We start from the raw sequence: 22,812 nt of genomic DNA on the forward strand, positions 1-22,812 counted from the left end.
CTGCGGATGTATTTAAGGCTGCGTTTATGTTGTTTGTAATTCAGGCTCTTGTAAAGTTACCATGCAAAAGCTTTCATGAAGCAACAATGTAGTAACCTTAATTGCATAAATTTTAACCCTAGAAGATAAACTTGCCTATAATAAGGTGCTTTTTTGTTAACCAGTGGGTAATTATTTAGTTTAATTGCTCGTTATATGGCTTTTTATCCTAATTGACTTGAAATACCCGACCGATTACTGAGATAATCCCTTTCTTAATTTTGGGGCCAGGTCGTTAGGCGGGGTTTTATTTCAAATTTTAGAGTTCGTTTGTACTAAAAGATATGGCTGAGAAACGTAATATATTTCTAGTTGGCCCCATGGGGGCTGGCAAAAGCACGATTGGTCGTCACATCGCTGACCAATTACACCTTGAATTTGTTGATTCTGATCAAGAAATCGAACGTCGCACGGGCGCAGATATTGCCTGGGTATTCGATCTTGAAGGTGAAGAAGGCTTTAGACTTCGTGAAGAATCTGTTATTGGTGACTTAACCGAAATGCAAGGTATTGTACTTGCAACCGGTGGTGGCTCAGTAATGAGTAAAGAAGTTCGAAACAAGCTTTCGGCTCGCGGTATTGTTGTATACTTAGAGACACCGATTGAAAAGCAAGTTGCACGTACGCAACGCGACAAGCGTCGCCCATTACTGCAAACAGAAGAAGCACCTCGTGATGTACTTGAGCGCTTAGCAGAAGAGCGTGAACCATTATATAAAGAAGTAGCTGATTTTGTTGTACGCACTGATGAGCAGAGCGCGAAAGTTGTTGCTAACCAAATCATCGAGAAATTGGATTTTTAAAAGCCAGTATTAAAAAGGACTAACCCAGCATGCTTGAATTAACTGTTAATTTAGACGAGCGAAGTTATCCTATTTATATTGGTCAATCTGCACTTCAAGATACAGGCCGTCTAATCCATCACATTGGTGATTGTCGGCCTATCATCATTACTAATGAAACGATTGCACCGCTGTACCTTCAACAGTTGCTTGATTCATTAGCACAGCTAAACCCACTGCATTTTATTATTCCAGATGGTGAGCAATATAAATCACTCACTTGGTTTGAAAAAATTTCGGCATTCCTACTTGAGAATAATTGCGGCCGTGACACCTGCTTAATTGCATTAGGTGGTGGCGTTGTAGGTGATTTAACTGGATTTGTTGCTGCTTGTTATCAGCGTGGCGTCCCTTTTATCCAAATACCAACCACTTTATTATCTCAAGTTGATTCTTCAGTTGGCGGCAAAACAGCGGTTAATCACCCGCTAGGTAAAAATATGATTGGGGCTTTTTATCAACCCCAAGCTGTATTTATTGACACACGTTCGTTGCATACCTTACCAACACGCGAGTTTGCTGCAGGCATGGCTGAAGTTATTAAGTATGGCTTGATTTACGATACTGAACTGTTTGCTTATCTAGAGCATAACATCGCTAAATTACAACAATTAGACGAGACGTGTTTACAGCACATCATCTTCAGATGCTGTGAAATTAAAGCGCTCATTGTTGCACAAGATGAAAAAGAGCAGGGCCTTCGTGCGTTGTTAAATTTAGGGCACACGTTTGCGCATGCTATTGAAGCACAAATGGGTTACGGTGTTTGGTTACATGGAGAAGCAGTCGCAACAGGTATGGTGCTTGCTGCAAAGCTTGCTTATACTCGCCAAGATTTAACACGAGAAGATGTAGAGCGTATTGCTGCATTAATAGCGCAATATAGCTTACCAATCGAGATACCTAGCGATATGACCAGTGAGCACTTTTTACTGCATATGCGAAAAGATAAAAAGAATAAAAAAGGGACTATCCGATTCATTTTACCCACCGAATTTGGTCAATGTGCATTAGTTGATGATGTGTCTGATGATCAAGTCAGAGCATTGATCGAGCAATAAATGCAGTCACAAATTTTACCGAGCCGTGCGGCTTTGGTGGATAGAATCGCATTGCAATTTGAATATGGTCAAAACCTAATTGTTTTGTTGGGCACTTCTGGTTTAGGTAAAAGCTATTTGCTTGAAACCTTCATCACTGATAAATATAACGATTTTAATAAAGCGTTTGTGCAAGTTGGCGCTCAAATGACTGATGTGCAATTGATGACTCAATTATTAGAGCAAAGCTTTAATGCCCCTTTAATTGATCACAACCTGAGCTTATCACAAAACTATTATCAATTAGCGAAGCAACAACAATGCGGCGCGTGTTTATGGGTTATCGATGGCGGCAGGCACCTATCTGAAGAACTAATTGCAGAGCTCGAGCTGTTATCAAAAAGTGCGCCCAATGTGCTTTACATTATGATTGCATCGCAATCTAAATTGCCGTTTAAAGAGGCAGTTAATATTCATTTAGAGCCATTAAACTTGGTTGAAAGTAAGCAGCTAATGGGATGGTACTTCACGGCGCTACCTTATTATGAAGACCCTGTATTTAAAACCTTTTTAGTTGAAGCCCAAGGTAACCCAAGTCTTTTATTAGCCTGGCAGCCTAGCGAACAAGTTGCTGATATTATCGTAAAAGACAAAGTATCTTGGCGCTTACAGTTGCTCACACTATTACTCATAATTATGTTATTGATTATTGGCGTTGTATACAAAGCTGATATGACCCAATGGTGGAAAAATGCTAATAGTCAAAGCGATGAGCAAGTCCTCACAACCGCTATTACAACCGAGCAAGCTATTCAAAATAAACAACAACCGGTTAAATCACCAACCCTGTTTACTTCGCCACAGCCTATAACTAAAGAGCCAACTACAGATGAGAGTGCCCACAATGACGTGCCAGCAATTGTAGGAAGTTTAACTGAGCCATCGACTTTAACTGAACAAGAAAAGCCAGCACCGCCGCCGGTTGAAGAAGCGATTAGCGTACCTGAGGTGGTAAAGCAGCAAAGCCAAATAGTAAAAATACCCAGTAACTGGTACCTAGAACAACCTGAAGATAATTTTGTTATTCAGCTATTAGCCGTAACTCAGCAGCAGGTAGGCAATGAGTTTATTGCTGAACATAAGCTAGAAAGTATTACTAATACATACCAAACTAAACGAAATGGTAAAATGTGGTGGGTGGTAACAACAGGCAGTTTTGCTAACTTAAATGAGGCAAAACAAGCACTGCAAGCACTCCCTGCTGGAGTAAGAAAAAATAAACCTTTCTATAAAAAAATTAGCAAAATAAAACAAGAAATTGCACGAGTTGATCAGTAAACTCAGTGACTTTAGTGTAAAATCGCGCAACACCGAATTGAAGTAAAGAGCCAATGCAGCAAAAGAGTAGAGCCTTCCTTAAATGGGCTGGCGGAAAATACAGCCTCGTTGAAGATATTAACGCGCGACTAAATCAAGCAAGTAAACATGCAGATACCTTGGTTGAACCTTTTGTTGGTGCGGGCTCAGTGTTTTTAAATAGTAATTTTAAACACTATGTACTTAACGATATAAATGCTGATTTAATCAATTTATATAAAGAGCTTAAACGTTCGCCGGATGAGTTTATTAGCGATGCAAAAAAACTATTTGTTGATTTAAATAACCATCCAGATGCGTATTACGATTATCGTGTGCAGTTTAACCAAAGCAGCGATGTGTATGAGCGAGCTATTTTATTTTTATATATGAACCGCCATGGTTATAACGGATTATGTCGATATAACTTAAAGGGCATTTTTAATGTGCCTTTTGGTAAATATAAAAAGCCTTATTTTCCTGAAAAAGAAATGTACTTTTTTGCCAACAAAGCACAAAAAGCAACATTTACCTGCTTAGGCTACGATGATGTATTTAAACTGGTCCCTAAAAATGCGGTGATATACTGCGATCCGCCCTATGTGCCATTAAGTAAAACCGCATCGTTTACCTCTTACGCTAAAGGCGGATTTAATTTAGATGATCAGGCTAATTTAGCTAACTTGGCTGAGCAAGCGGCATTTGAGAATAACACGCCAGTCCTTATTTCAAACCACGATACCGTGTGGACACGCAAAATTTACAGTCAAGCATCACTGGATAAAATTCAGGTTAAACGTACGATTAGTCCAAAGGGCGGTTCACGAAATAAAGTGGATGAGCTAATGGCTATGTATTTAGCACCGAAGTCACGGTTGCATAAATAGCCAGTACAAATAATACAAACAGTACTACGGCAATAGCTATTAGCGTAATTGGAGAGTGTTGCTTAAAGTCTGTTTTGCGCTTATCTTCAGATTGAACACCAAAAAATGCAGCCAGTACGCTTTGTAACGCGCTAAAAAAGTGCTGCATTTAATTAAAATAATGGCTTGATTGAAGAGGGCTTGTGTTTGTCATCAGTACCCGTTAACAACTCTAGCAAGTCTAAGTAATGAAACTGAGCGCTACGACTATCGCCTGTTAACCAAGAGGCCCAAGACGAATCTTCTTCAATTTGAATGCAACGGGTTGCGCTATTATTAATAGCGTTGGTTTGCTCTTTATGAAGACAAATGTTGGCTGAGCCTAAATCTTGCTCAGTATTTGAGCAAAGCGATGTTGCTCCAATAATAACACTTACCGACGTGATTAATAATCCAATTTTAAAAGCACGCATAATATAAACCTAATAATTTAGTTCTTTGCCCAGCATAACAAAAACTGCTTAAATAATACACTTTATTTTTGTTATTGTTTATTTGTATTGTGTTTTAAATACTGAGTGGCCCCCGCTTAAAAACTGATTCTTTTTTTAATTATAAAGCCTACATCCTCAGCAGGTTATTCTTTTTCATGAATAGCCACAATAAGGCTTTAACATTACTTATTTGGCGCTATTTTTAAAGGTGCTACTTGGGTAACTTCGCTAATTAAGTTACATTAACGGCATAAATTATTCATTAACGGATTAGCGATGCTCAACTGTGAACAAAAATACTTAATAGCGCCCTCAATATTATCTGCAGACTTTGCACGATTAGGCGAAGATGTCGACAAAGTGTTAGCCGCAGGTGCTGATGTCGTTCATTTTGATGTAATGGATAACCATTATGTACCTAACTTAACGATTGGCCCAATGGTATGTAAAGCACTTCGCGACTACGGGATTAAAGCCCCGATTGATGTGCATTTAATGGTAAAACCGGTAGATAGTTTAATCCCACAATTTGCCAAGGCGGGTGCATCAATTATTACCTTTCACCCAGAGGCGAGCGAGCATATTGACCGTACTTTGCAATTGATAAAAGATGAAGGTTGCCAAGCAGGCTTAGTGTTCAACCCTGCAACGAGTTTAAGTTACCTCGATCACGTAATGGATAAAGTAGATGTGATCTTATTAATGTCAGTAAATCCTGGGTTTGGTGGGCAAAGTTTTATTCCACAAACACTCGAGAAACTGCGAGAGGCAAAACAACGCATTGTTGAATCTGGACGTGATATTCGTTTAGAAGTAGATGGCGGTATTAAAGTAGATAACATAGCAGCGGCGGCTGAAGCGGGTGCAGATATGTTTGTTGCAGGCTCAGCTATTTTTAATCAGGCTGATTATAAAACGGTGATTGATGAGATGCGTCAGCAATTAGAAAGTGTTGAATAATGAAATATGATGCAGCGTTTTTTGACTTAGACGGCACCCTAGTTGATAGCGTGTACGACTTGTATATGGCTTTAAATTTAACACTTAGCGATTTAGCGTTTCCAATTGTCAGTCAGCGATTAGTTGAAAGCTGGGTAGGTAATGGCATTGAGGTGTTAGTGAAACGAGCCCTTTGCGGCGATATGCAAATTAGTGAGCACCTCGATGAGGCTTTAAGCGAACGAGCTATCAATCTGTTTTATCAACATTACAGTGAGCAGGTCGGTGAATACAGTGTGTTATATCAGCATGTTGAAACTGGTCTTGCTGCTCTCAGTGGTATGCCTAAAGCACTTATTACTAATAAAGCACGCCGCTTTACTGAAATGCTTTTAGATAAGCTCGCTATTCGCAGTCATTTTGAAGTGATTGTTTGCGGTGACGACATGGCAAAAAAACCGTCACCTGAGCCGCTATTATTTGCTTGCGATGCATTAAATATAACGCCTGATAAAGCGATTATGATTGGTGATTCAAAGAGTGACATACTCGCAGCGCAAGCCGCTAACATTGACGTGATAGCGCTCACTTATGGGTATCACCAGGGAGAGCAGTTAGCGGATTATAATCCGCAGTACCTATGCGATAACTTCTTAGCTATAATACCGACACTAACACAGCGTTAAGCATTTTTAATTAAGTAAAAATAAAGGAAAATCATGAGTAAACCAGTAGTATTAAGTGGCATGCAGCCAACCGGTGGTATGACAATAGGCAACTATGTTGGCGCTATTAACCAGTGGGTTAAGCTACAGGAAGAATATGATAGCTACTTTATGCTTGCAGACTTGCATGCAATTACCGTACGCCAAGACCCTGAATTATTGCGTGCTCGTGTACTCGATGGCGTTGCGTTATATACGGCATGCGGTATTAACCCAGAAAAAGCGGCGTTATTTGTACAATCTCAGGTACCTGAGCATGCGCAACTTGGCTGGGTATTAAACTGTTATGCGCAAATGGGTGAGCTTAATCGCATGACCCAGTTTAAAGATAAGTCGGCAACGCATGCTAATAATATTAATGTGGGGTTATTTGCTTATCCGGCTTTGCAAGCGGCTGATATTTTACTGTACCAAGCAGACAAAGTACCTGTAGGTGAAGATCAAAAACAGCATCTTGAACTAACGCGTGATATTGCAACTCGCTTTAATAATGTTTACGGCGATATTTTTACGCTGCCAGAACCGTATATTCCAGAATTTGGTGCGCGAGTCATGAGCCTGCAAGATCCACTGAAGAAAATGTCTAAGTCAGATGAAAATCCAAATGGCTTTATTATGATGTTAGACGAGCCGAAAAAGATTGAGAAAAAGCTTAAAAAAGCAGTTACCGATTCTGACGAGCAAGCGCGTATTTACTTTGATCGCAAAGAAAAGCCAGGTGTATCTAATTTACTTACGCTACTAAGTGTGGCAACTAAGCGCTCAATTGAAGAGTTAGTCCCTGAATACGAAGACAAAATGTATGGCCATTTGAAAAAAGACACCGCAGCAGCTGTTGTCAGCATGATTGAGCCAATTCAAACACGTTTTAAAGAAATTCGTGAAGATCAAACACTTCTCAATGACATCATGAGAACAGGGGCTGAAAAAGCAAGCGCGCGTGCAGAAACTACATTAAAAGCAGTTTATGATGCGGTTGGGTTTATTCCACGCCCATAAGCGCGTTTATTTGCAGATACAAAAATGCCGCTAATTTAGCGGCATTTTTTATATCACGCTGATTAACATTAAAAAGCCAAATATAAATAGAAGTGACATTGCTTGCTTGTCTGTTTTATCCATCAATCGGCCTTAGCAGTTGTTTTGGAAGTTGTATTGTTAATATCAACTAAAGATACTTGGTAGCCTTTATTCTCAAGTAATGTCAGTAAGCTATCTTCTCCGGCGAGGTGTCCTGCGCCCACAAGTACAAATTCACTTTTATCGTTTTTAAACATTTGTTCTAGTTTAACTAGCCAGTTATTGTTTCTATCGGTCATTAATTGTTTATAAGTTGCAGGATCATTTTTTTGCATCGGTTCAAGTGCTACTGTATAGAGCGATTGTGTATCACCCTCACGCCAAGCTGAGAGTAATTTTTTAAACATCACACCGTAATTGTCAAACCCAGCTAAATTATTTTTGATAAAGTCATTTTCGTTATGTTCACCCATAGTCTTAAATAACTCTAACTGAAATGCCATCGTCTCTAAGTATTGTTGTTCTTTATTATCTAATGTCGCTTTTTTAGTAAAGTAAGCGTCAACGCCTTCACCCATTAAATTTTGTTTTTGCAACTCCATCGACATCAGCACAATACTAACCATTGCTGGGCGAAAGTTATCTAATTTATTCAGATTTGCACCAAATTCAGCCAGCTTGTTTTCTAATGCGAGCTTTACCTCTGGAGTTAGCTTTTGGCTCAATGTTTCATTATTTTTATAGGATAGTGCGCTCAACATTTTCATTTGTGCTTGTGCATCGCTAGGATCAGGTATTGGTGCTTCTAATACAATAGTATCTGCTTGTTTATAGGCGTGGTTAAACTCCACTGGTAGAGGCATTTCTGATTTCGGTAAAATGTGTACTGTGCCGCCAATAAATAATGAGTCATTTCCTTTGCTTACCTGCCACACTGAGCTTTGTGCTTGCACAGTCGTTGCTAATAAACAGCTGCTCAATAATACAGTTGCTGAAAATACTTTTTTAGTAAATGCGTTCATAACACTTCCTTAATGAAATTTTATTTATTATTGATTGGTTAAAATAGTGCTTATATAAGTTGTTAGTGATGACGTTATTTTCGAAAGGTTGCTATCAATTTTTGCGTTCATCTTGTTTATAGAAGATTCAAAGTCGGCCGTTATTTGATTCTCTATACTAGTAAATAATGTTTCAGTGTTTACTTCATGCTTAATGAGTGAATCGGTGTTTGTAGCATAAATTATTTGATTGCTATTGATAACTATTTCACCGGCTGCACATTGCCCTGAATTAGCTAATAGCGTGTTGCTTTTGCTTTCTGTAGCGACTGCAGAGGCTGTACTAAATACTGTTGCTAATATAATTACGGGTAATACTTTTTTAGTTGCGTTATTCATAATGAAACCTTTTTTATGTTTAAAAGTCAGCTTAATTAACATTTAAAAGTCGTGTTCAGTAAGCTGCTTGTTGATGACGTTTTAAAGAATATCGCTGAATTTACCGAGAGTCGCTTATCTAGATGTGAGTGATTTATTTATAAGAATTTTTATTGTTTTTATTGTTTTAAATTAAAGTGTTAGCCTTAAACCTTATCTGCAGAAATAAGGTTTCTAATTCACCTAACTATATTAAAAAGTGTACCTGTGATAGGGTTAGTGAAAAATAAAAATACGTAAACACTATGAATTATCAAATCGGACCTTGGCAATTTATTAGTAATCGCTGTGTGATTACTTCAAACAACATGGAAAGGGAATTAGACCCACTTTTAGTAAAGCTGTTACTGTATTTTATAGATAAGCCTCAACAAATCGTTTCCCGTCAAGCGCTAATAGAGAGTGTGTGGCAGCAAAGCTTTGTAGACGACAATGCGATTAATCGTGCTATTTCAGAGTTAAGAAAGCAGCTTGCTCACCCCATTGAAAAAGCGCCGCTTTTGAAAACGCATTACCGTAAAGGATATAGCCTAACAGTCATACCAGAGCGCTTAACGCAAGCAAACGCTTCTGAAAAGCCTGCAAACTTTTTGCCTGACTCACCGGATATTTCTGCAAAAAATGAAGAGGTAGTGACTGCAACTACTTCTCAACCGGTTCAAAGAACGAATAGTAAAAAGCTTTTGATCTATTCTTTAGTCGTCATTATTTTTATATGCTTTTTAGTATGGTTTGGGTTGTTTTTTATTAATGCACCTTCTAGCGAAAAGATTAAACAGATCACGGTTAATAAGGTAGCAAGCACGTGGAATATTGGCAGCGAGGTTCACCCCGAGGTATCTTCTGATAAACAGTTTTTAGCTTACACTAATATAGAACCTGAAAATGACGTAATGCATGCATTTGTTAAGCGACTATCTGATCAAAGGGAAGTTGAAATTACCTATCCTGGCTTTCAAGTGTCAGTTTTATCGTGGCAGTTAAACCAGCAATCAGTGCTATTACAAGCTACCAATTTAAAGCAGCAAAAGTGCGAAATGGTACTTGTTGATTTAAGCCAGTTTCCTGTTATAGGGGAGGCTACCTCTATTAAAAAGTGTGACCTTAGATATACAGGTTATGCGCAAGTAGACGAAAGTGGTGAACATATTTATTACACCGAATATAAAAATGAGCATGAAGGTTCAGGTTTATATAAATTTGATTTAGAACTTAAAAAAGAATTCATAGTGATCCCACCACCAGGGGTAATGTATGGCGTAATCATGCCGCGTTTATCTCATTCTGGTAATAAAATAGCATATATACTTAGTCAAAAGGGTAAGCCTTTTTCTGTATTTAGTTATAACTTTGAGACGCATGAAACCAAGCGGTTATTTAAAGCAGAAAAAACCACGATTAGCTTTGCATTTGATTGGCTTGCTGACGATAAAGGCGTGATTGTATTTGAAGGTTCTGAGCTTTCAACCATTATGTTTGATGAAAAAAACATTGTTAAACATACGCTAACAGTAACCCCAAAGATAAATCCTTATTATATAGCGGTTCACTCTGCCAATAGTCTTTTTTATTCAGAGAATAAAACCCAATCATACTCGCTAATTAAAGCAACAGACCCTTTTGGCGATACACCTAAGTATGAAACGCTCTATAAAAGTGATAAAGACGACTACAACATTATTGAAATAGTTAATAAAGAAGGGCCTGCGCATGTTTTCGTATCTGAGCGTTCTGGCAGCAGTCAATTATGGCTCTCTCAAAATGGTTTTACAAAGCAACTTAGCTTTTTTAATTATGATGATGCCCCTTCGATTTTTGCATTAGGAATGCTCAGAGCTTCTCCCAATAAGCAGCGCATAATGTTCATAAAAAATAAAAGCTATTCACTTTATGACGTAAACGCTCAAAAATTTTATCCGTTAGAAGAATTTAATAAGCATAAAATAATAAGCTATATTTGGTCAAAAAATAACGAAAGCATTATTTATATTAAGCGACTTGGTTCAAAAAATATATTGGCAGAATTTAATTTACTCACCCGCGATACACGCGTGATAGAAGGAATAAAAGCGAATAAACTCATTTCAGATAGTAAAGGTAACGGATACGTAACCAATGATAATCAATTAATTCGCCTTTCAGATAGGCAAAGCTGGGAATTACCTAAAAATGCCAAAAAGTCAGTTGCATATGGCATTAGCAAAAACTATTTCTATTATTCAGATTCTATTTCTAGAATCGCGAGGCTAAATTTACAAGATCAAACCATACAAGATACACACGTGGACTTTCGACCTATTGGTTTTGAGGTAAACGAAAGCAATGAAATATTGTTTACGGGATCTAAGTATAAAGATATGCAAATAGTACAAATTAGTTGGGGCGAATAGCGCTATTCATTATGCCGAGAAAGCCAGCGCGCGTGCAGAAACTACATTAAAAGCAGTTTATGATGCGGTTGGGTTTATTCCACGCCCATAAGCGCGTTTATTTGCAGATACAAAAATGCCGCTAATTTAGCGGCATTTTTTATATTTTAATGTTTTGTAGCAGAAATACCGGCAGACTCACAGGCTCTAACTATAAATTGATAACCGTAAGGCATGCTTTGATCAGGCGTTATTTCAATAATTTCGTAATCATTGAGCTCGATTGACTTACTCTCTGTTGATTTCTTACAACGTGAATAACTGTCTGCTTCATAACTATAGGCAAACATGGCAATTAAGCGCTTACTACGTTCAAAGTAGCCTTTAGTATCTAAAAACTGCCTAACCGTTTGAGTGTTCTCATCTTCGCCTTCTAAGCGAATACCAAATGTTTTTGTCTGAGCGCTGTCATTGTCTGAAGAGGGGAGTTTTTTCTCTATTTGCTCACTCAATTTTTCTATGGCTTGCTCTTGCTCAGCGGGGGATTTATTTGCGAGCGATTGACTATTTTCAAAGCTATTTACTATATCGTTTAATACTTTTTCAGGCGGTTTTTCATCAATAAATGCAATCAGACTTACAAACACTACCGTCGCTAAAAAAAAGCGGGTTAATGCAGTTAGAAGTGGTGAGTAGCTTTGGCTAATAAACTTTATGCGATCAGATCCAAATGGCTTGATTAGTAATAACACTATGATGTAAAAAGGCAAAATAAGTTGTAAGCCGAGCAGTGTTGCCAGAGTTATTCCTAGTGTCCAAGGCGGTAAATATAATAAAGTGGCAAAGTTATGAGTGTAATTAAAGTGATTAGCTGATACCTGAGTGACTTCATTTACAATGCCACTAGCACTTGCTAAAACAAAGTTAGCAATACTGGCATAAAATACCAAAATAAGTGCTTTACCGGCGAGTGAATTCCATAGTTGATTAAACTTAGGCCAAAATTCTATGATTAGCGCAATAATAGTAATAGTGGCACATAGCCACGTTAACTTAAAAATGGCTAGGGTTATAAACGCAAGCAGATAAAGTTTTTGCGCGGTGTTAAGGTTAAACCATATGCTTTTTATATGGCTAAGCAGTTTAACTTGGTGTGGCTGCCAGCTTTTTTGCTGTTGCTTAAACTGCTTATTAGCACGCCATTTTGCAATTTTTAAATACCTTAACACCGACTTTCCTTATCTAAAGCGTATTACCGTTATTTATTTAATAACGGTTTTAAGTAGTGCCCAGTATGAGAGCGCTGGCATTCAGCCACTTCTTCTGGTGTACCTGCAATCAGTATTTCACCGCCGCCAGCACCACCTTCAGGGCCTAAATCAACGATCCAGTCGGCTGTTTTGATGACATCTAAATTGTGCTCAATCACTACAATGGTATTGCCATGATCGCGCAGACGATGCAGTACTACTAATAACTGCTCTATATCTGCAAAATGCAGGCCTGTTGTTGGCTCATCTAATATGTATAGCGTTTTACCGGTATCACGCTTAGAAAGCTCACGTGCTAACTTAATTCGCTGTGCTTCACCACCCGAAAGTGTTGTAGCGGCTTGGCCTAAGCGGATATAAGAAAGTCCAACATCCATTAGGGTTTTAAGTTTGCGTGCTATAGCCGGTATTTTATCAAAGTAGTCATGGGCATCTTCAACGGTCATATCGAGCACTTGGTTGATGTTTTTGCCTTTATATTGTACTTCTAAGGTTTCGCGGTTATAACGTTTACCTTTACATACATCACACGGCACATATACGTCAGGTAAAAAGTGCATTTCTACTTTAATAACGCCATCACCTTGGCATGCCTCACAACGCCCACCTTTAACATTAAAGCTAAAGCGACCTACTTTGTAACCACGTGAACGGGCTTCTTGAGTACCCGCAAACAGTTCACGAATACCGGTGAAAATACCGGTATAAGTTGCAGGATTTGAACGCGGTGTGCGGCCAATAGGACTTTGGTCAATATCAATCACTTTATCAAAGTGCTCAAGGCCTTCAATTGACTTGTAAGGGGCCGCTTCTGCGGTTGTGGCACCATTAAGCTCAGTGTGAGCGAGTTTAAATAAGGTGTCGTTAATGAGTGTAGATTTACCTGAGCCCGATACACCGGTAATACAGGTCATTAAGCCAAAGGGTATTTTTAAATCAACATTTTTTAAGTTATTACCGGTAGCGCCAAACAGCTCTAACCATTTATCGTTAGTAGCATGGCGCTCTTTAGGTACTTCAATTTTACGCACCCCCGATAAAAACTGACCGGTAACCGAGTCTTTGCTCGCTAAAATATCATCGCGTGTACCTTGAGCAATAACATGGCCGCCATGGACACCAGCACCCGGACCAATATCAATAATATGATCTGCCGCGCGGATCGCGTCTTCATCATGCTCTACAACAATAACGGTGTTACCTAAATCACGTAAATGCACTAAGGTTTTTAATAAACGGTCGTTATCACGTTGGTGTAAACCAATAGATGGTTCATCTAAAACATACATTACACCTACTAATCCAGCGCCAATTTGACTCGCTAAACGAATACGCTGTGCTTCACCGCCAGAGAGCGTGTCGGCGCTGCGCTCAAGTGATAAGTAATTTAGGCCAACATTTATTAAGAAAGATAAACGATCGCGAATTTCTTTTAAAATCTTCTCCGCAATTTGGCCTTTTTGCCCAGTCAAATGCAAGCCTTCAAAAAAGCTCATTGCCTCACCAATACTCATATGTGTGATGGTTGGTAAGTTAGTTTGACCAATAAATACGTTACGTGCTTCTTGGCGAAGGCGCGAACCTTTACAACTAGGGCACGCTTGACTAGTTTGATACTTAGCTAGCTCTTCACGCACAGAGTTTGATTCAGTTTCGCGGTAGCGGCGGTTCATATTATTTAACACGCCTTCAAATACATGATTACGTGTAATTAAATCACCGCGGTCATTACGGTAATTAAATGCAATTTTAGTATCACCCGAGCCATCTAGAATAATTTTCTTATGTTCTTTAGCTAGTTCCTGATAAGGCACATCTAAATCAAAGTCGTAATGTTGTGCAACTGCTTGCAACATTTGATAGTAGTAAAAGCTGCGTTTGTCCCAACCTTTAATTGCACCGCCAGCTAAACTTATCTCAGGGTTATGAACCACGCGATTAGGGTCAAAGTATTGCCTTACACCTAAACCGTCACAGCTTTGACAAGCGCCGGCTGGGTTGTTGAACGAAAATAGACGCGGTTCAAGCTCTGTCATCGCATAGCCACAGGTTGGACAGGCAAAATTTGCTGAAAACAACATTTCTTCAGCATTGCTATCGTCCATAAACGCAATGTTGGCAACGCCGCCTGACATTTCAAGTGCTGTTTCGAATGATTCCGCGAGACGTTGTTGCTGGCCGTCTTTGACTTTAAAGCGATCAACCACGACTTCAATTGTGTGCTTTTTATGTAGATCTAGTGGTGGTGGATCAGATAGGTCGCACACTTCGCCATCAATACGTGCGCGAATGTAGCCTTGGCTTGCAAGCTGCTCTAATAGCTTTACATGTTCGCCTTTACGGTCTTTAACAACAGGCGCCAAGAGCATTAGCTTTGTGCCCTCAGGCAGTGCCAGCGCAGTATCGACCATTTGGCTGATTGTTTGCGCCGCGAGCGGTAAATCATGAGTCGGACAGCGAGGTTCGCCAACGCGTGCAAACATCAAGCGTAAATAATCGTAGATTTCAGTAATAGTTCCCACGGTTGAACGTGGGTTATGCGAGGTTGATTTTTGTTCTATGGAAATAGCAGGAGAAAGGCCTTCAATATGATCTACATCGGGCTTTTCCATTAATGACAAAAACTGCCTTGCATAAGCAGAGAGTGATTCAACATACCGGCGTTGCCCTTCTGCATACAGCGTATCAAATGCAAGTGATGACTTTCCTGAACCAGATAAGCCAGTAATAACAATTAGTTTATCACGTGGGATGGTTAGGCTGATGTCTTTTAAATTGTGCGTGCGGGCGCCTCGGACTTCAATGTTTTCCATGCTATCTCGTTTATTGCCAAAATTATTTGCTCAGTATCGCATAATACGCTGCAATATTAATCCTTGATCATCGAAAAAATCCTTAGTTATAGACGATTAATTATTGCCAAGCTTGTGATAGAATCCTTGCCTAATTTTTTAACACAGTAAGATCACGCAAATAATGACCGCATCTTCACTTAATTCACGAGAAAAACGCGCCGCCGTATCGTTAGCGAGTGTGTTTGCATTTAGAATGCTCGGCTTGTTTATGCTGATGCCTGTTTTAGCTATTTATGGTCAAGAGCTTGAAGGCTTCTCACCTATCTGGATTGGTTTTGCAATTGGTGCGTATGGTTTAACTCAGGCCGTATTACAAATCCCAATGGGGAGACTTTCCGATAAAATAGGTCGTAAAAAAGTCATAGTCGGTGGTTTGGCGGTGTTTGCTTTAGGTTCGGTAATTGCCGCTTTGGCAGAGTCTATTCAAATGGTGACGGTAGGGCGTGCGTTACAAGGCATGGGAGCTATCGCCAGCGCATTATTAGCGTTTGCATCAGATTTAAGCCGAGATGAACAGCGCCCCAAAGTTATGGCGGTGATTGGCATGAGCATCGGCATGAGCTTTGCGTTTGCGATGTTATTAGGGCCGATAGTGGCAGCTTCATGGGGCATTGCAGGCGTATTTTGGCTAACGGCTATTTTGGCTGTGTGTGGTATTTTTATAGTCACTATGCTCGTTCCCAGTGCAATAAATAAAGCCCCTAAAGGCGATACGCTTGCCAGTTTTAGTGACATCAAAAAATTGATTAAACACCCACAGCTGGCACGTTTAAATGCAGGCGTATTATTGCTGCATCTAACATTAACGACTATTTTTGTAGTATTACCAAGCCAATTAATTAAAGATGGCTTAGTGGCCGAAAACCATTGGCAGCTTTATATTCCGGTTTTATTTTTGGCGTTTTTTTTAATGGTGCCAGTAATGATAGTGGCGATTAAAAAAGAGAAAGAAAAACAAGCCTTTATTGGTTCTGTTATGGTTTTAATAGTCAGCATGTTAAGTATGTCTATGTGGGCAAACAGCGTTGTTGGTATTGCGGTTTGTATGCTGTTATATTTTGTTGCGTTTAACTTTTTAGAAGCCACTATGCCGGCTCTTGTGTCGCGTATTGCTCCAGCAAGCCAAAAAGGCTCAGCCATGGGGGGGTATTCATCGAGCCAGTTTTTAGGCGCTTTTTTAGGCGGCATGCTTGGCGGGTATGTAGCACAAACAACTAGTACGCAAGCTGTGTTTGCGGCGGCGGCACTTGTTGGGGTAATATGGCTTATTATTGCGTGGAAAATGCAAGTCCCACCGAAAAGCAAAGTTATTAGTTTAATGACCCAATTAGATTCTGAAGAGCAGGCACAAACACTGGCTTCTCAGTTAGTTGCTTTACCCGGCGTAATAGAAGCAACCGTAGTTCGCGATGAAAGTCGTAGCTACTTAAAGATTAATGATAAAGAATTTGACCTAGACCAAGCCCGAAGAGTGGCTGGTTTAATCTAACGTTTATAGGAGATGGTTCCATGGCACGCGGTGTGAACAAAGTAATTTTGGTTGGTAATTTAGGGCAAGATCCTGAAGTTCGTTACATGCCTAATGGTAATGGTGTAGCAAATATTACCTTAGCAACTTCAGATAGCTATAAAGATAAAAACACTGGCCAAATGGTTGATAAAACTGAGTGGCACCGTGTGGTATTTTTTGGCAAGTTAGCTGAAATTGTGGGTGAATACTGCCGCAAGGGATCACAAATTTACGTAGAAGGTAAACTTCAAACCCGTAAATGGACTGATCAACAAGGCCAAGAAAAATACACCACAGAAATCGTTGTCGATGGCTTTACGGGTCAAATGCAAATGCTAGGTGCACGCGGTGGCGATCAACAAAGTGGTGGCTATCAAGGTAACCAAGGTGGTCAACAAAGTAGTGGCTATCAAGGCAACCAAGGCGGGCAACAAAGCGGTGGTTATGGTCAAAATAACCAAGGCCAAAATAGCCAGCAAGGCAGTTATGCTCCACAGCAGCAATCTGCACCTGCTCAGCAGCCAGCACCGCAGCAAAACAACCAATACCAGCCACAGCAGCAAGGTGGTTTTGCACCACAACAAAATAGTGCACCACAACAGCAAGGCGGGTTTGCACCTAAGCCACAAAATGCACCGCAAGGTGGCGCATCAAACCCTATGGAACCAACAATCGACTTTGATGACGATATCCCGTTTTGACCTAAGACAAAAAGCAAAATGTTTAAAAGTTTTCTAGAAAGCCGCTATTAAGCGGCTTTTTTATTAAAAAAATGACCGTATTCCATTTCTACAGTTTTTAAATCTGAATAAACACTTCCTAAAGTAAACATATGAATGTGTAAAAAGCACTGTGATACTGGTGTTTTTATTTTTTAAGCCAAGCCCTCCTTTGTTCAAACTAATATATAAATAATGACAGCTGTTTAGTTAACTAATTGAAGGCTAAATATAATGTTTATAAACATTAAGTACTAACTTTTAAACCTTCGCTAAACTTTTATTGTTGGCTTGTACAATTGCAAATAGTAGACAACACTTTAATAACTTATTTGATGTGCCGGTGGGTTATGAAAGTCAGTAAATTTCACTTTACCAATTATTCAAATGCTTTGTTTTATGCTCTGTGTATCGCCTTGCTAGTGATTATTAATAGCGGTTTAAGTTTGGTTTTACAGCATCAAAACGAGCAAGTTGGTTTAAAGCTAGCGAAGCAATTGCAACAGCCATTGGCCAATGAAAAACAACTTATTGCAAATACGCCTTTTACGCTCGCCCCTAATAAAAACTCTATTTATATAGAAAAACAAAAACATTATTTTAGCGCTAACTCAAAAGGAATTTTGCTCTACTCATGGCCAGTTTGGTATAGCTATAGCTATTTGTTTTTAATAATAAACGCGGTTCTTTTGCTCGCTATGCTTTGTATTCGACGTTTTAAAAAGCCTAAAACAATAAAAAACAGCACAATGACCTCTAAACGTCAGCAGCACTTTAATAATAAGAAAGTACGTTATGCACCCAAAGTGAGTTCTTTACAGCTCGCTCCCATAGCGACAACTAATGTGCAGGAAGCAATTAAATATAATGTATTTGCACTTATTCAGTGTGAATGCCATTTTGATGCAAACACTGACTTACAAGCGACTCTTAAAGTCTTATTGGCAAAAGACTTTATTAATACGACTGAAATATCCGTTAAGTTATTAACTGCAGGCAATTTCGCTTTTACTCTCAAAGGGATTGATGCAATTGATAAACTCAATTGCGCTAAATATTTACATCAATGCATTGTAAGTGCCGCTCATGTATTGGCGCCAAGAACTGCACAGAGGCATGTAAAAGTAGGTTTATGTACTTATTATTCCGAGGCTGATCAGGTTATGGTGTATCAGTTGGCAAAGTCGGCACTTACTCTCTCGCAGCAAAATCGAGTTAAGCATTATCACCAATTAGCGTTAAATTATGGTCATGTTCAAAAGCTCGATAGACACTCAATATCACAACGAATTAAAAAGCAAAAATTGGCTATTTTATTTCAACCAGTATACGAGCTCGATAGCGGCGCTATTATTAAGCATTACGTATCAATTAAAAGTAATGACAGGGGAAATAAACAATTACTTAATCAAGAAAGTATCAGTCAATTTTATAACGAAGGTGAGGCGCTATTGCACGATCAAGCGGTAGTTATGCAAGTAAAAAAACTATTGCTTATAGATAACTCATCGTCAGTTATCAGTATTAAGTTACATCCTAAAAACTGGTTTAATAACGAGTTTTGGAGCTGGTTAACTGCTTATATCAATGACTTAAAAAACCAACATACACTGCAATTTTCTATAAATGAATCAGAATTCTTAAATAATCAATTACGTTTGCAAGGCGCTTTTGCAGCAATAGCGGCACTAAACTGCAATATTGTAATTGATGATGTGAGAAGCAGTAAAAATATTTTTAAGTTTACGCTTAATAAACAAATATCAGGGCTTAACTTAGCTTCTGAACTTGTCCATGGGATAGAGCGCAGTAATTCACAACAAAAATACGTTAGGGGGATTGTGCATATAAGTAGATTATTGAGCTTGTCAGTATTTGCACTTGATGTAGAGACGCCTCAGGAGCTACAACTTTTAAAAGTAATAGGCATTAGCGGCGCGCAAGGAGGATATTTTTCTAAATTACTCCCCAATTATACTCAAGTCGCATTTCACTAATGCTAAGCAATTAACAAGTTAAATATACTCTACACTAATTTGCGATATTTTAGCCCTTCTAAACCTTGCAACCCACCAGTATGTATTGCAATAATTTTGCTGTTAGGGGCAAAGTAATCATTATTGATGAGCTGCCAAAGTGCGTACATCATTTTACCACTGTAAATAGGCTCCAAGGGTAATTGATGTTGATGCTGCATGTGTTGGCAAAACTGCCATAACTCAGCTGTAAAACGACCATATCCACCACCGTGAAATTGCGTAAGTAGTTGCCAGTTATTTTGTGATTTTGCTTTAGGGCTAAGAGCGCGTATTTCGTCCCGCAGGTAGTCGGCTTGCTTTAAAACAGCAATCCCTAGTAGGTTGATTTTATTTGAGCTGCCCTCTATCAATCCAGCCAAGGTGCCGCCACTGCCAGTTGGACAGACTAAGTAGTCGTGCTCAGGTAAACTCTGAGCAAGCTCTTTACATCCCTCTATAGCAAACTCGTTAGTGCCTCCTTCAGGTAGAATGTATGCGTTTGGAAAGCGTGCCTGTAATGCGGCTAAATAGGCTTCATCATGTCGTTGTTTGTACTCTATACGATTGACTGCATGTAACTGCATACCACATTGCTGTGCAAATTTTAGAGTAGGATTATTTAGATCAAGCTGTGGGCCGCGCACAATTGCGTGGGTTGTTAAGTTAAACTCTTTACCAGCAGCGGCGCACGCATGAATGTGATTTGAAAAAGCACCACCAAATGTAAGTAATTCAGATTTACCCAGTTGTTGCATACGAACTAAATTGTATTTGAGCTTTCGCCATTTATTACCGCTGATAAGTGGATGCAATAAATCATCGCGCTTAATAGTTAAAGTTATTTTCTTGTCTGTTAGTAATTCACTGGTAATTGTTTGTAAATAGCTATGTTCATTAATACTGAATGGTATTGGCATTATCGCTCTTTTTCATTAGTTACATGATGAATGTGCTGTGTAATAGCGTTATTTTGACTCAGTTTTTATTACTTAAGCAAACTAAAAAATATGAATACGCGGCTAAATTGGCATCTTAATAGCGTAAAATGCAGATAAATCTCGGTGTTGTTAAATAAATTAGCTATTTAGTACAAATGAAACGGTTATTTACTGGCATGAAACGGGATAATAGTTGTAAACTGAGATAATAAATGAACAAAGCTTGTGTTTTGTGCTTCAAGTACATAGCATAAGGTTTTATTATAAAAAATAATAATAACCAAATAATTGCCGCTTTTTTGGGACTGGAATATATGCGAATTGCTCCTTTATCTCTGTTAATTTCTGCTAGCTTTTTTGCAAGCACAGTATTTGCACAAGATACAACTACTGTAAACAGAATTGAATCAGAGATTAATACGAAACAAACAGAATACACTCGTTCAACGACGATGCTCGACAAATATTTAAAAGAAGAGAACCAACTTCAAACACAACTTGAATTGCTGAGAACGCGTTCCACACAGCTTGATAAAGAAAAAAACCAAGCGTTGGAGGCGATGAATGATATGTATCGGCGTTTAATTGATAATCCGTCGCTAGACATTACCTCTGCACAATCGCGTTATCAAAAAGCCGTTGTTGATCAAGAACAAAATAAAAATGATATTTCTATGCAATTGGCGGCAATTGCATCCCATCTAAAAGATATTGAGCAAATTCGCGCTGATAAACATGCACTTCAAAACACGATTGAAAGCTTAAAAGTGCAATATACTACGGCGCGTGTAGAGCGATTACGCAATGAATTTACCCGAGAGGGTACGCTTGAAGTTGACCATACCATTAACTGTAAGCGCACTGAAACACTGGCGGCATGTGAGCAGAGCGGTCAGCAAATAGGGCTGAAAAAGGCAACTAAACGTTTTTTAGATCAAATATTTGAAAATCTTACAGAAAAACGTCTTGTTGAACCTAAGCGAGACATGGCTGGGGCACAAGTACAAATTTTAAGTAGTCACGTGATTAAGAGCGCATTTAGCGGGCAAGGTGATTACAACGTCAATTTAAGCGTTACTATGCGCGGAGATGTAAACAGCAGTCGTTTATGTCACTTACTTAGTGTGAATAATAGTTTTTGTTTAGAGTATGGTACCCCGCTGGCAAATACTTATCAGCCAGCTTATAGCACTACTTTCTCTGATAGTCAGTTAACATTCAGCGATAATGGGGATAATAAAGCCGCTGCCGTTGTCGCTAAAACAGTTAATAAAAAGCCTAAAGTGGTCGCTGAGAACAAGAAAGATCAATTAGTTCAGTTAACCTTACGCTCTAATGTACACGGCGATGAAGTATTTATTAATGATATTCGAGTAGGTTCTACTCGTTTGGTGACGAACTTACCACGTGGTTTGCATAAATTAGAAATACGCAAAGAGGGTTACATCCCTTATAAAGCGCGAATTGACTTAAAGAAAACGCGAACGCTTTTTGCTCAGTTGGAAAAAAAGTCAGAGTCGATTGCTGCACCGACTAAAAAGCGAGAGCAAATAATACAAGCAGATTGCCCAAAAGGAATGGAAGTTGATACACGCCCACCTATGGTGGACCCATCAGCAGTGATGATCCCCGTTGGCAAATTTAAAATGGGTGATATAAACGGCAATGGGCTTGAAAATGAACGCCCCGTGGTTGAAAAAACGATTAGTGAATCTTTTGCTATGCAGAGCAAAGAAGTGACTGTTGGCGCATTTGAAGCGTTTGTAAACGAAACGCAATATAAAACCGAAGCTGAAAAAGGCAAAGGTTGCGCATATTACCTCAACGGCGAACCTGTTTGGGAAGCAAGCTTAAATTGGCGTGCTCCAGGATTTGAGCAAACCAATGAGTTTCCTGCTGTGTGTTTGACAAAAAATGATGCTATTGCTTACGCTGAATGGTTTTCTGATAAAACAGCGCAAACGTATCGTTTACCTACTGAGGTTGAGTGGGAATATGCGGCGCGTGCAGGCACTGAGACAGAGTACCCATGGGGTAACGAAATTGGTAAAAATCTAGCTAACTGTGGTTGGTGTGGTAGCGAGTGGTCTAATAAACGCACGGCTCCGGTAGGGTCTTTCTCTGCAAATGCATTTGGCTTATACGATACTGTAGGCAATGTATGGGAATGGACTAGTAGCACAGGGAATAAAAAAGATGCCGTTGTTCGCGGAGGTGCATGGAATTTTGCCCCTAGCCTTGCTCGTGCATCAACGCGTTTAATTTTAGCGCCAGATTTTAGAGCTAATTATATTGGCTTTCGCTTAATGAGCGAACGATAATATTTAATGGGGAAGCGGTGCTTCCTCTTTTTAATGATTACAAAGACGGCT

Annotated in this window: 19 protein-coding genes; 12 read left to right on the forward strand and 7 right to left on the reverse strand. The window is 39.2% G+C overall.

Annotated features, from left to right (window positions below):
- Positions 1 to 323: 323 nt before the first annotated feature.
- From aroK to AAGD16_RS01550, 4 genes are read left to right on the forward strand one after another with little or no spacing between them, the layout of a single operon-like run.
- A complete protein-coding gene (gene aroK / locus AAGD16_RS01535; RefSeq protein ID WP_008466255.1) occupies positions 324 to 842 on the forward strand; it encodes a shikimate kinase AroK in 519 nt (172 codons plus the stop codon).
- Between the two features lie 29 nt (positions 843 to 871).
- Positions 872 to 1,942: a 3-dehydroquinate synthase gene (gene aroB / locus AAGD16_RS01540; RefSeq protein WP_008115047.1), complete on the forward strand. Its 1,071-nt coding sequence runs from the start codon at positions 872 to 874 to the stop codon at positions 1,940 to 1,942.
- Positions 1,943 to 3,259, forward strand: a complete 1,317-nt coding sequence (locus AAGD16_RS01545) for an SPOR domain-containing protein (protein WP_096038099.1) — start codon at positions 1,943 to 1,945, stop codon at positions 3,257 to 3,259.
- A gap of 53 nt (positions 3,260 to 3,312) precedes the next feature.
- Positions 3,313 to 4,164 (forward strand): Dam family site-specific DNA-(adenine-N6)-methyltransferase, encoded by an 852-nt coding sequence (locus AAGD16_RS01550; protein ID WP_008115051.1) that lies wholly within the window; start codon positions 3,313 to 3,315, stop codon positions 4,162 to 4,164.
- Here AAGD16_RS01550 and AAGD16_RS01555 read toward each other — a convergent pair.
- Together AAGD16_RS01555 and AAGD16_RS01560 are read right to left on the reverse strand one after the other, a co-directional pair.
- On the reverse strand, positions 4,127 to 4,312 hold the full coding sequence (locus AAGD16_RS01555) for a DUF2970 domain-containing protein (RefSeq protein WP_096038100.1): 186 nt from the start codon (positions 4,310 to 4,312) through the stop codon (positions 4,127 to 4,129). The genes AAGD16_RS01550 and AAGD16_RS01555 overlap by 38 nt on opposite strands.
- 4 nt (positions 4,313 to 4,316) lie before the next feature.
- Positions 4,317 to 4,616, reverse strand: a complete 300-nt coding sequence (locus AAGD16_RS01560) for a hypothetical protein (RefSeq protein WP_008115055.1) — start codon at positions 4,614 to 4,616, stop codon at positions 4,317 to 4,319.
- A gap of 297 nt (positions 4,617 to 4,913) precedes the next feature.
- Between AAGD16_RS01560 and rpe the strand changes: the two genes are divergently transcribed.
- From rpe to trpS, 3 genes are read left to right on the forward strand one after another with little or no spacing between them, the layout of a single operon-like run.
- Complete coding sequence (gene rpe, locus AAGD16_RS01565) at positions 4,914 to 5,597, forward strand: ribulose-phosphate 3-epimerase (RefSeq protein WP_096038101.1); 684 nt, start codon at positions 4,914 to 4,916, stop codon at positions 5,595 to 5,597.
- Positions 5,597 to 6,262, forward strand: a complete 666-nt coding sequence (locus AAGD16_RS01570; protein WP_008115059.1) for a phosphoglycolate phosphatase — start codon at positions 5,597 to 5,599, stop codon at positions 6,260 to 6,262. The genes rpe and AAGD16_RS01570 overlap by 1 nt, the downstream gene beginning before the upstream one ends.
- Before the next feature lie 33 nt (positions 6,263 to 6,295).
- Positions 6,296 to 7,300, forward strand: a complete 1,005-nt coding sequence (gene trpS / locus AAGD16_RS01575) for a tryptophan--tRNA ligase (protein ID WP_008115060.1) — start codon at positions 6,296 to 6,298, stop codon at positions 7,298 to 7,300.
- Positions 7,301 to 7,422: 122 nt separating this feature from the next.
- Here trpS and AAGD16_RS01580 read toward each other — a convergent pair whose 3' ends face one another.
- Together AAGD16_RS01580 and AAGD16_RS01585 are read right to left on the reverse strand one after the other, a co-directional pair.
- A complete protein-coding gene (locus tag AAGD16_RS01580) occupies positions 7,423 to 8,343 on the reverse strand; it encodes a TraB/GumN family protein (RefSeq protein ID WP_013463911.1) in 921 nt (306 codons plus the stop codon).
- A gap of 27 nt (positions 8,344 to 8,370) precedes the next feature.
- Positions 8,371 to 8,721 carry a hypothetical protein gene (locus AAGD16_RS01585; protein ID WP_013463912.1) on the reverse strand — a complete coding sequence of 117 codons (351 nt, stop codon included), beginning with the start codon at positions 8,719 to 8,721 and terminating at the stop codon, positions 8,371 to 8,373.
- 284 nt (positions 8,722 to 9,005) lie between these two features.
- Between AAGD16_RS01585 and AAGD16_RS01590 the strand changes: the two genes are divergently transcribed.
- Positions 9,006 to 11,150 (forward strand): winged helix-turn-helix domain-containing protein, encoded by a 2,145-nt coding sequence (locus AAGD16_RS01590; RefSeq protein WP_377113219.1) that lies wholly within the window; start codon positions 9,006 to 9,008, stop codon positions 11,148 to 11,150.
- Between the two features lie 146 nt (positions 11,151 to 11,296).
- On the opposite strand, the gene AAGD16_RS01595 is transcribed toward AAGD16_RS01590, so the two are convergent.
- Positions 11,297 to 12,358: a hypothetical protein gene (locus AAGD16_RS01595; protein ID WP_377113222.1), complete on the reverse strand. Its 1,062-nt coding sequence runs from the start codon at positions 12,356 to 12,358 to the stop codon at positions 11,297 to 11,299.
- A 29-nt stretch (positions 12,359 to 12,387) separates the two neighbouring features.
- Entirely contained in the window at positions 12,388 to 15,213 is a 2,826-nt protein-coding gene (gene uvrA, locus AAGD16_RS01600) for an excinuclease ABC subunit UvrA (protein ID WP_377113225.1), read from the reverse strand.
- A 163-nt stretch (positions 15,214 to 15,376) separates the two neighbouring features.
- Between uvrA and AAGD16_RS01605 the strand changes: the two genes are divergently transcribed.
- From AAGD16_RS01605 to AAGD16_RS01615, 3 genes are all read left to right on the forward strand, one after another.
- On the forward strand, positions 15,377 to 16,744 hold the full coding sequence (locus AAGD16_RS01605) for an MFS transporter (RefSeq protein ID WP_024602150.1): 1,368 nt from the start codon (positions 15,377 to 15,379) through the stop codon (positions 16,742 to 16,744).
- Positions 16,745 to 16,764: 20 nt separating this feature from the next.
- The gene (ssb, locus tag AAGD16_RS01610) at positions 16,765 to 17,466 is read left to right on the forward strand and encodes a single-stranded DNA-binding protein (protein ID WP_024602151.1); all 702 of its coding nucleotides are present in this window, start codon (positions 16,765 to 16,767) and stop codon (positions 17,464 to 17,466) included.
- Between the two features lie 368 nt (positions 17,467 to 17,834).
- Positions 17,835 to 19,481: an EAL domain-containing protein gene (locus AAGD16_RS01615; protein ID WP_377113229.1), complete on the forward strand. Its 1,647-nt coding sequence runs from the start codon at positions 17,835 to 17,837 to the stop codon at positions 19,479 to 19,481.
- 29 nt (positions 19,482 to 19,510) lie between these two features.
- Here the strand turns inward: AAGD16_RS01615 and AAGD16_RS01620 are convergent, their stop codons facing one another.
- The gene (locus AAGD16_RS01620) at positions 19,511 to 20,419 is read right to left on the reverse strand and encodes a 1-aminocyclopropane-1-carboxylate deaminase/D-cysteine desulfhydrase (protein WP_013463919.1); all 909 of its coding nucleotides are present in this window, start codon (positions 20,417 to 20,419) and stop codon (positions 19,511 to 19,513) included.
- Positions 20,420 to 20,754: 335 nt separating this feature from the next.
- Between AAGD16_RS01620 and AAGD16_RS01625 the strand changes: the two genes are divergently transcribed.
- The gene (locus tag AAGD16_RS01625) at positions 20,755 to 22,761 is read left to right on the forward strand and encodes a formylglycine-generating enzyme family protein (RefSeq protein ID WP_013463920.1); all 2,007 of its coding nucleotides are present in this window, start codon (positions 20,755 to 20,757) and stop codon (positions 22,759 to 22,761) included.
- Positions 22,762 to 22,812: the final 51 nt, after the last annotated feature.

Source organism: Pseudoalteromonas sp. M58 (assembly GCF_042604605.1).
GTDB lineage: Bacteria > Pseudomonadota > Gammaproteobacteria > Enterobacterales > Alteromonadaceae > Pseudoalteromonas > Pseudoalteromonas tetraodonis.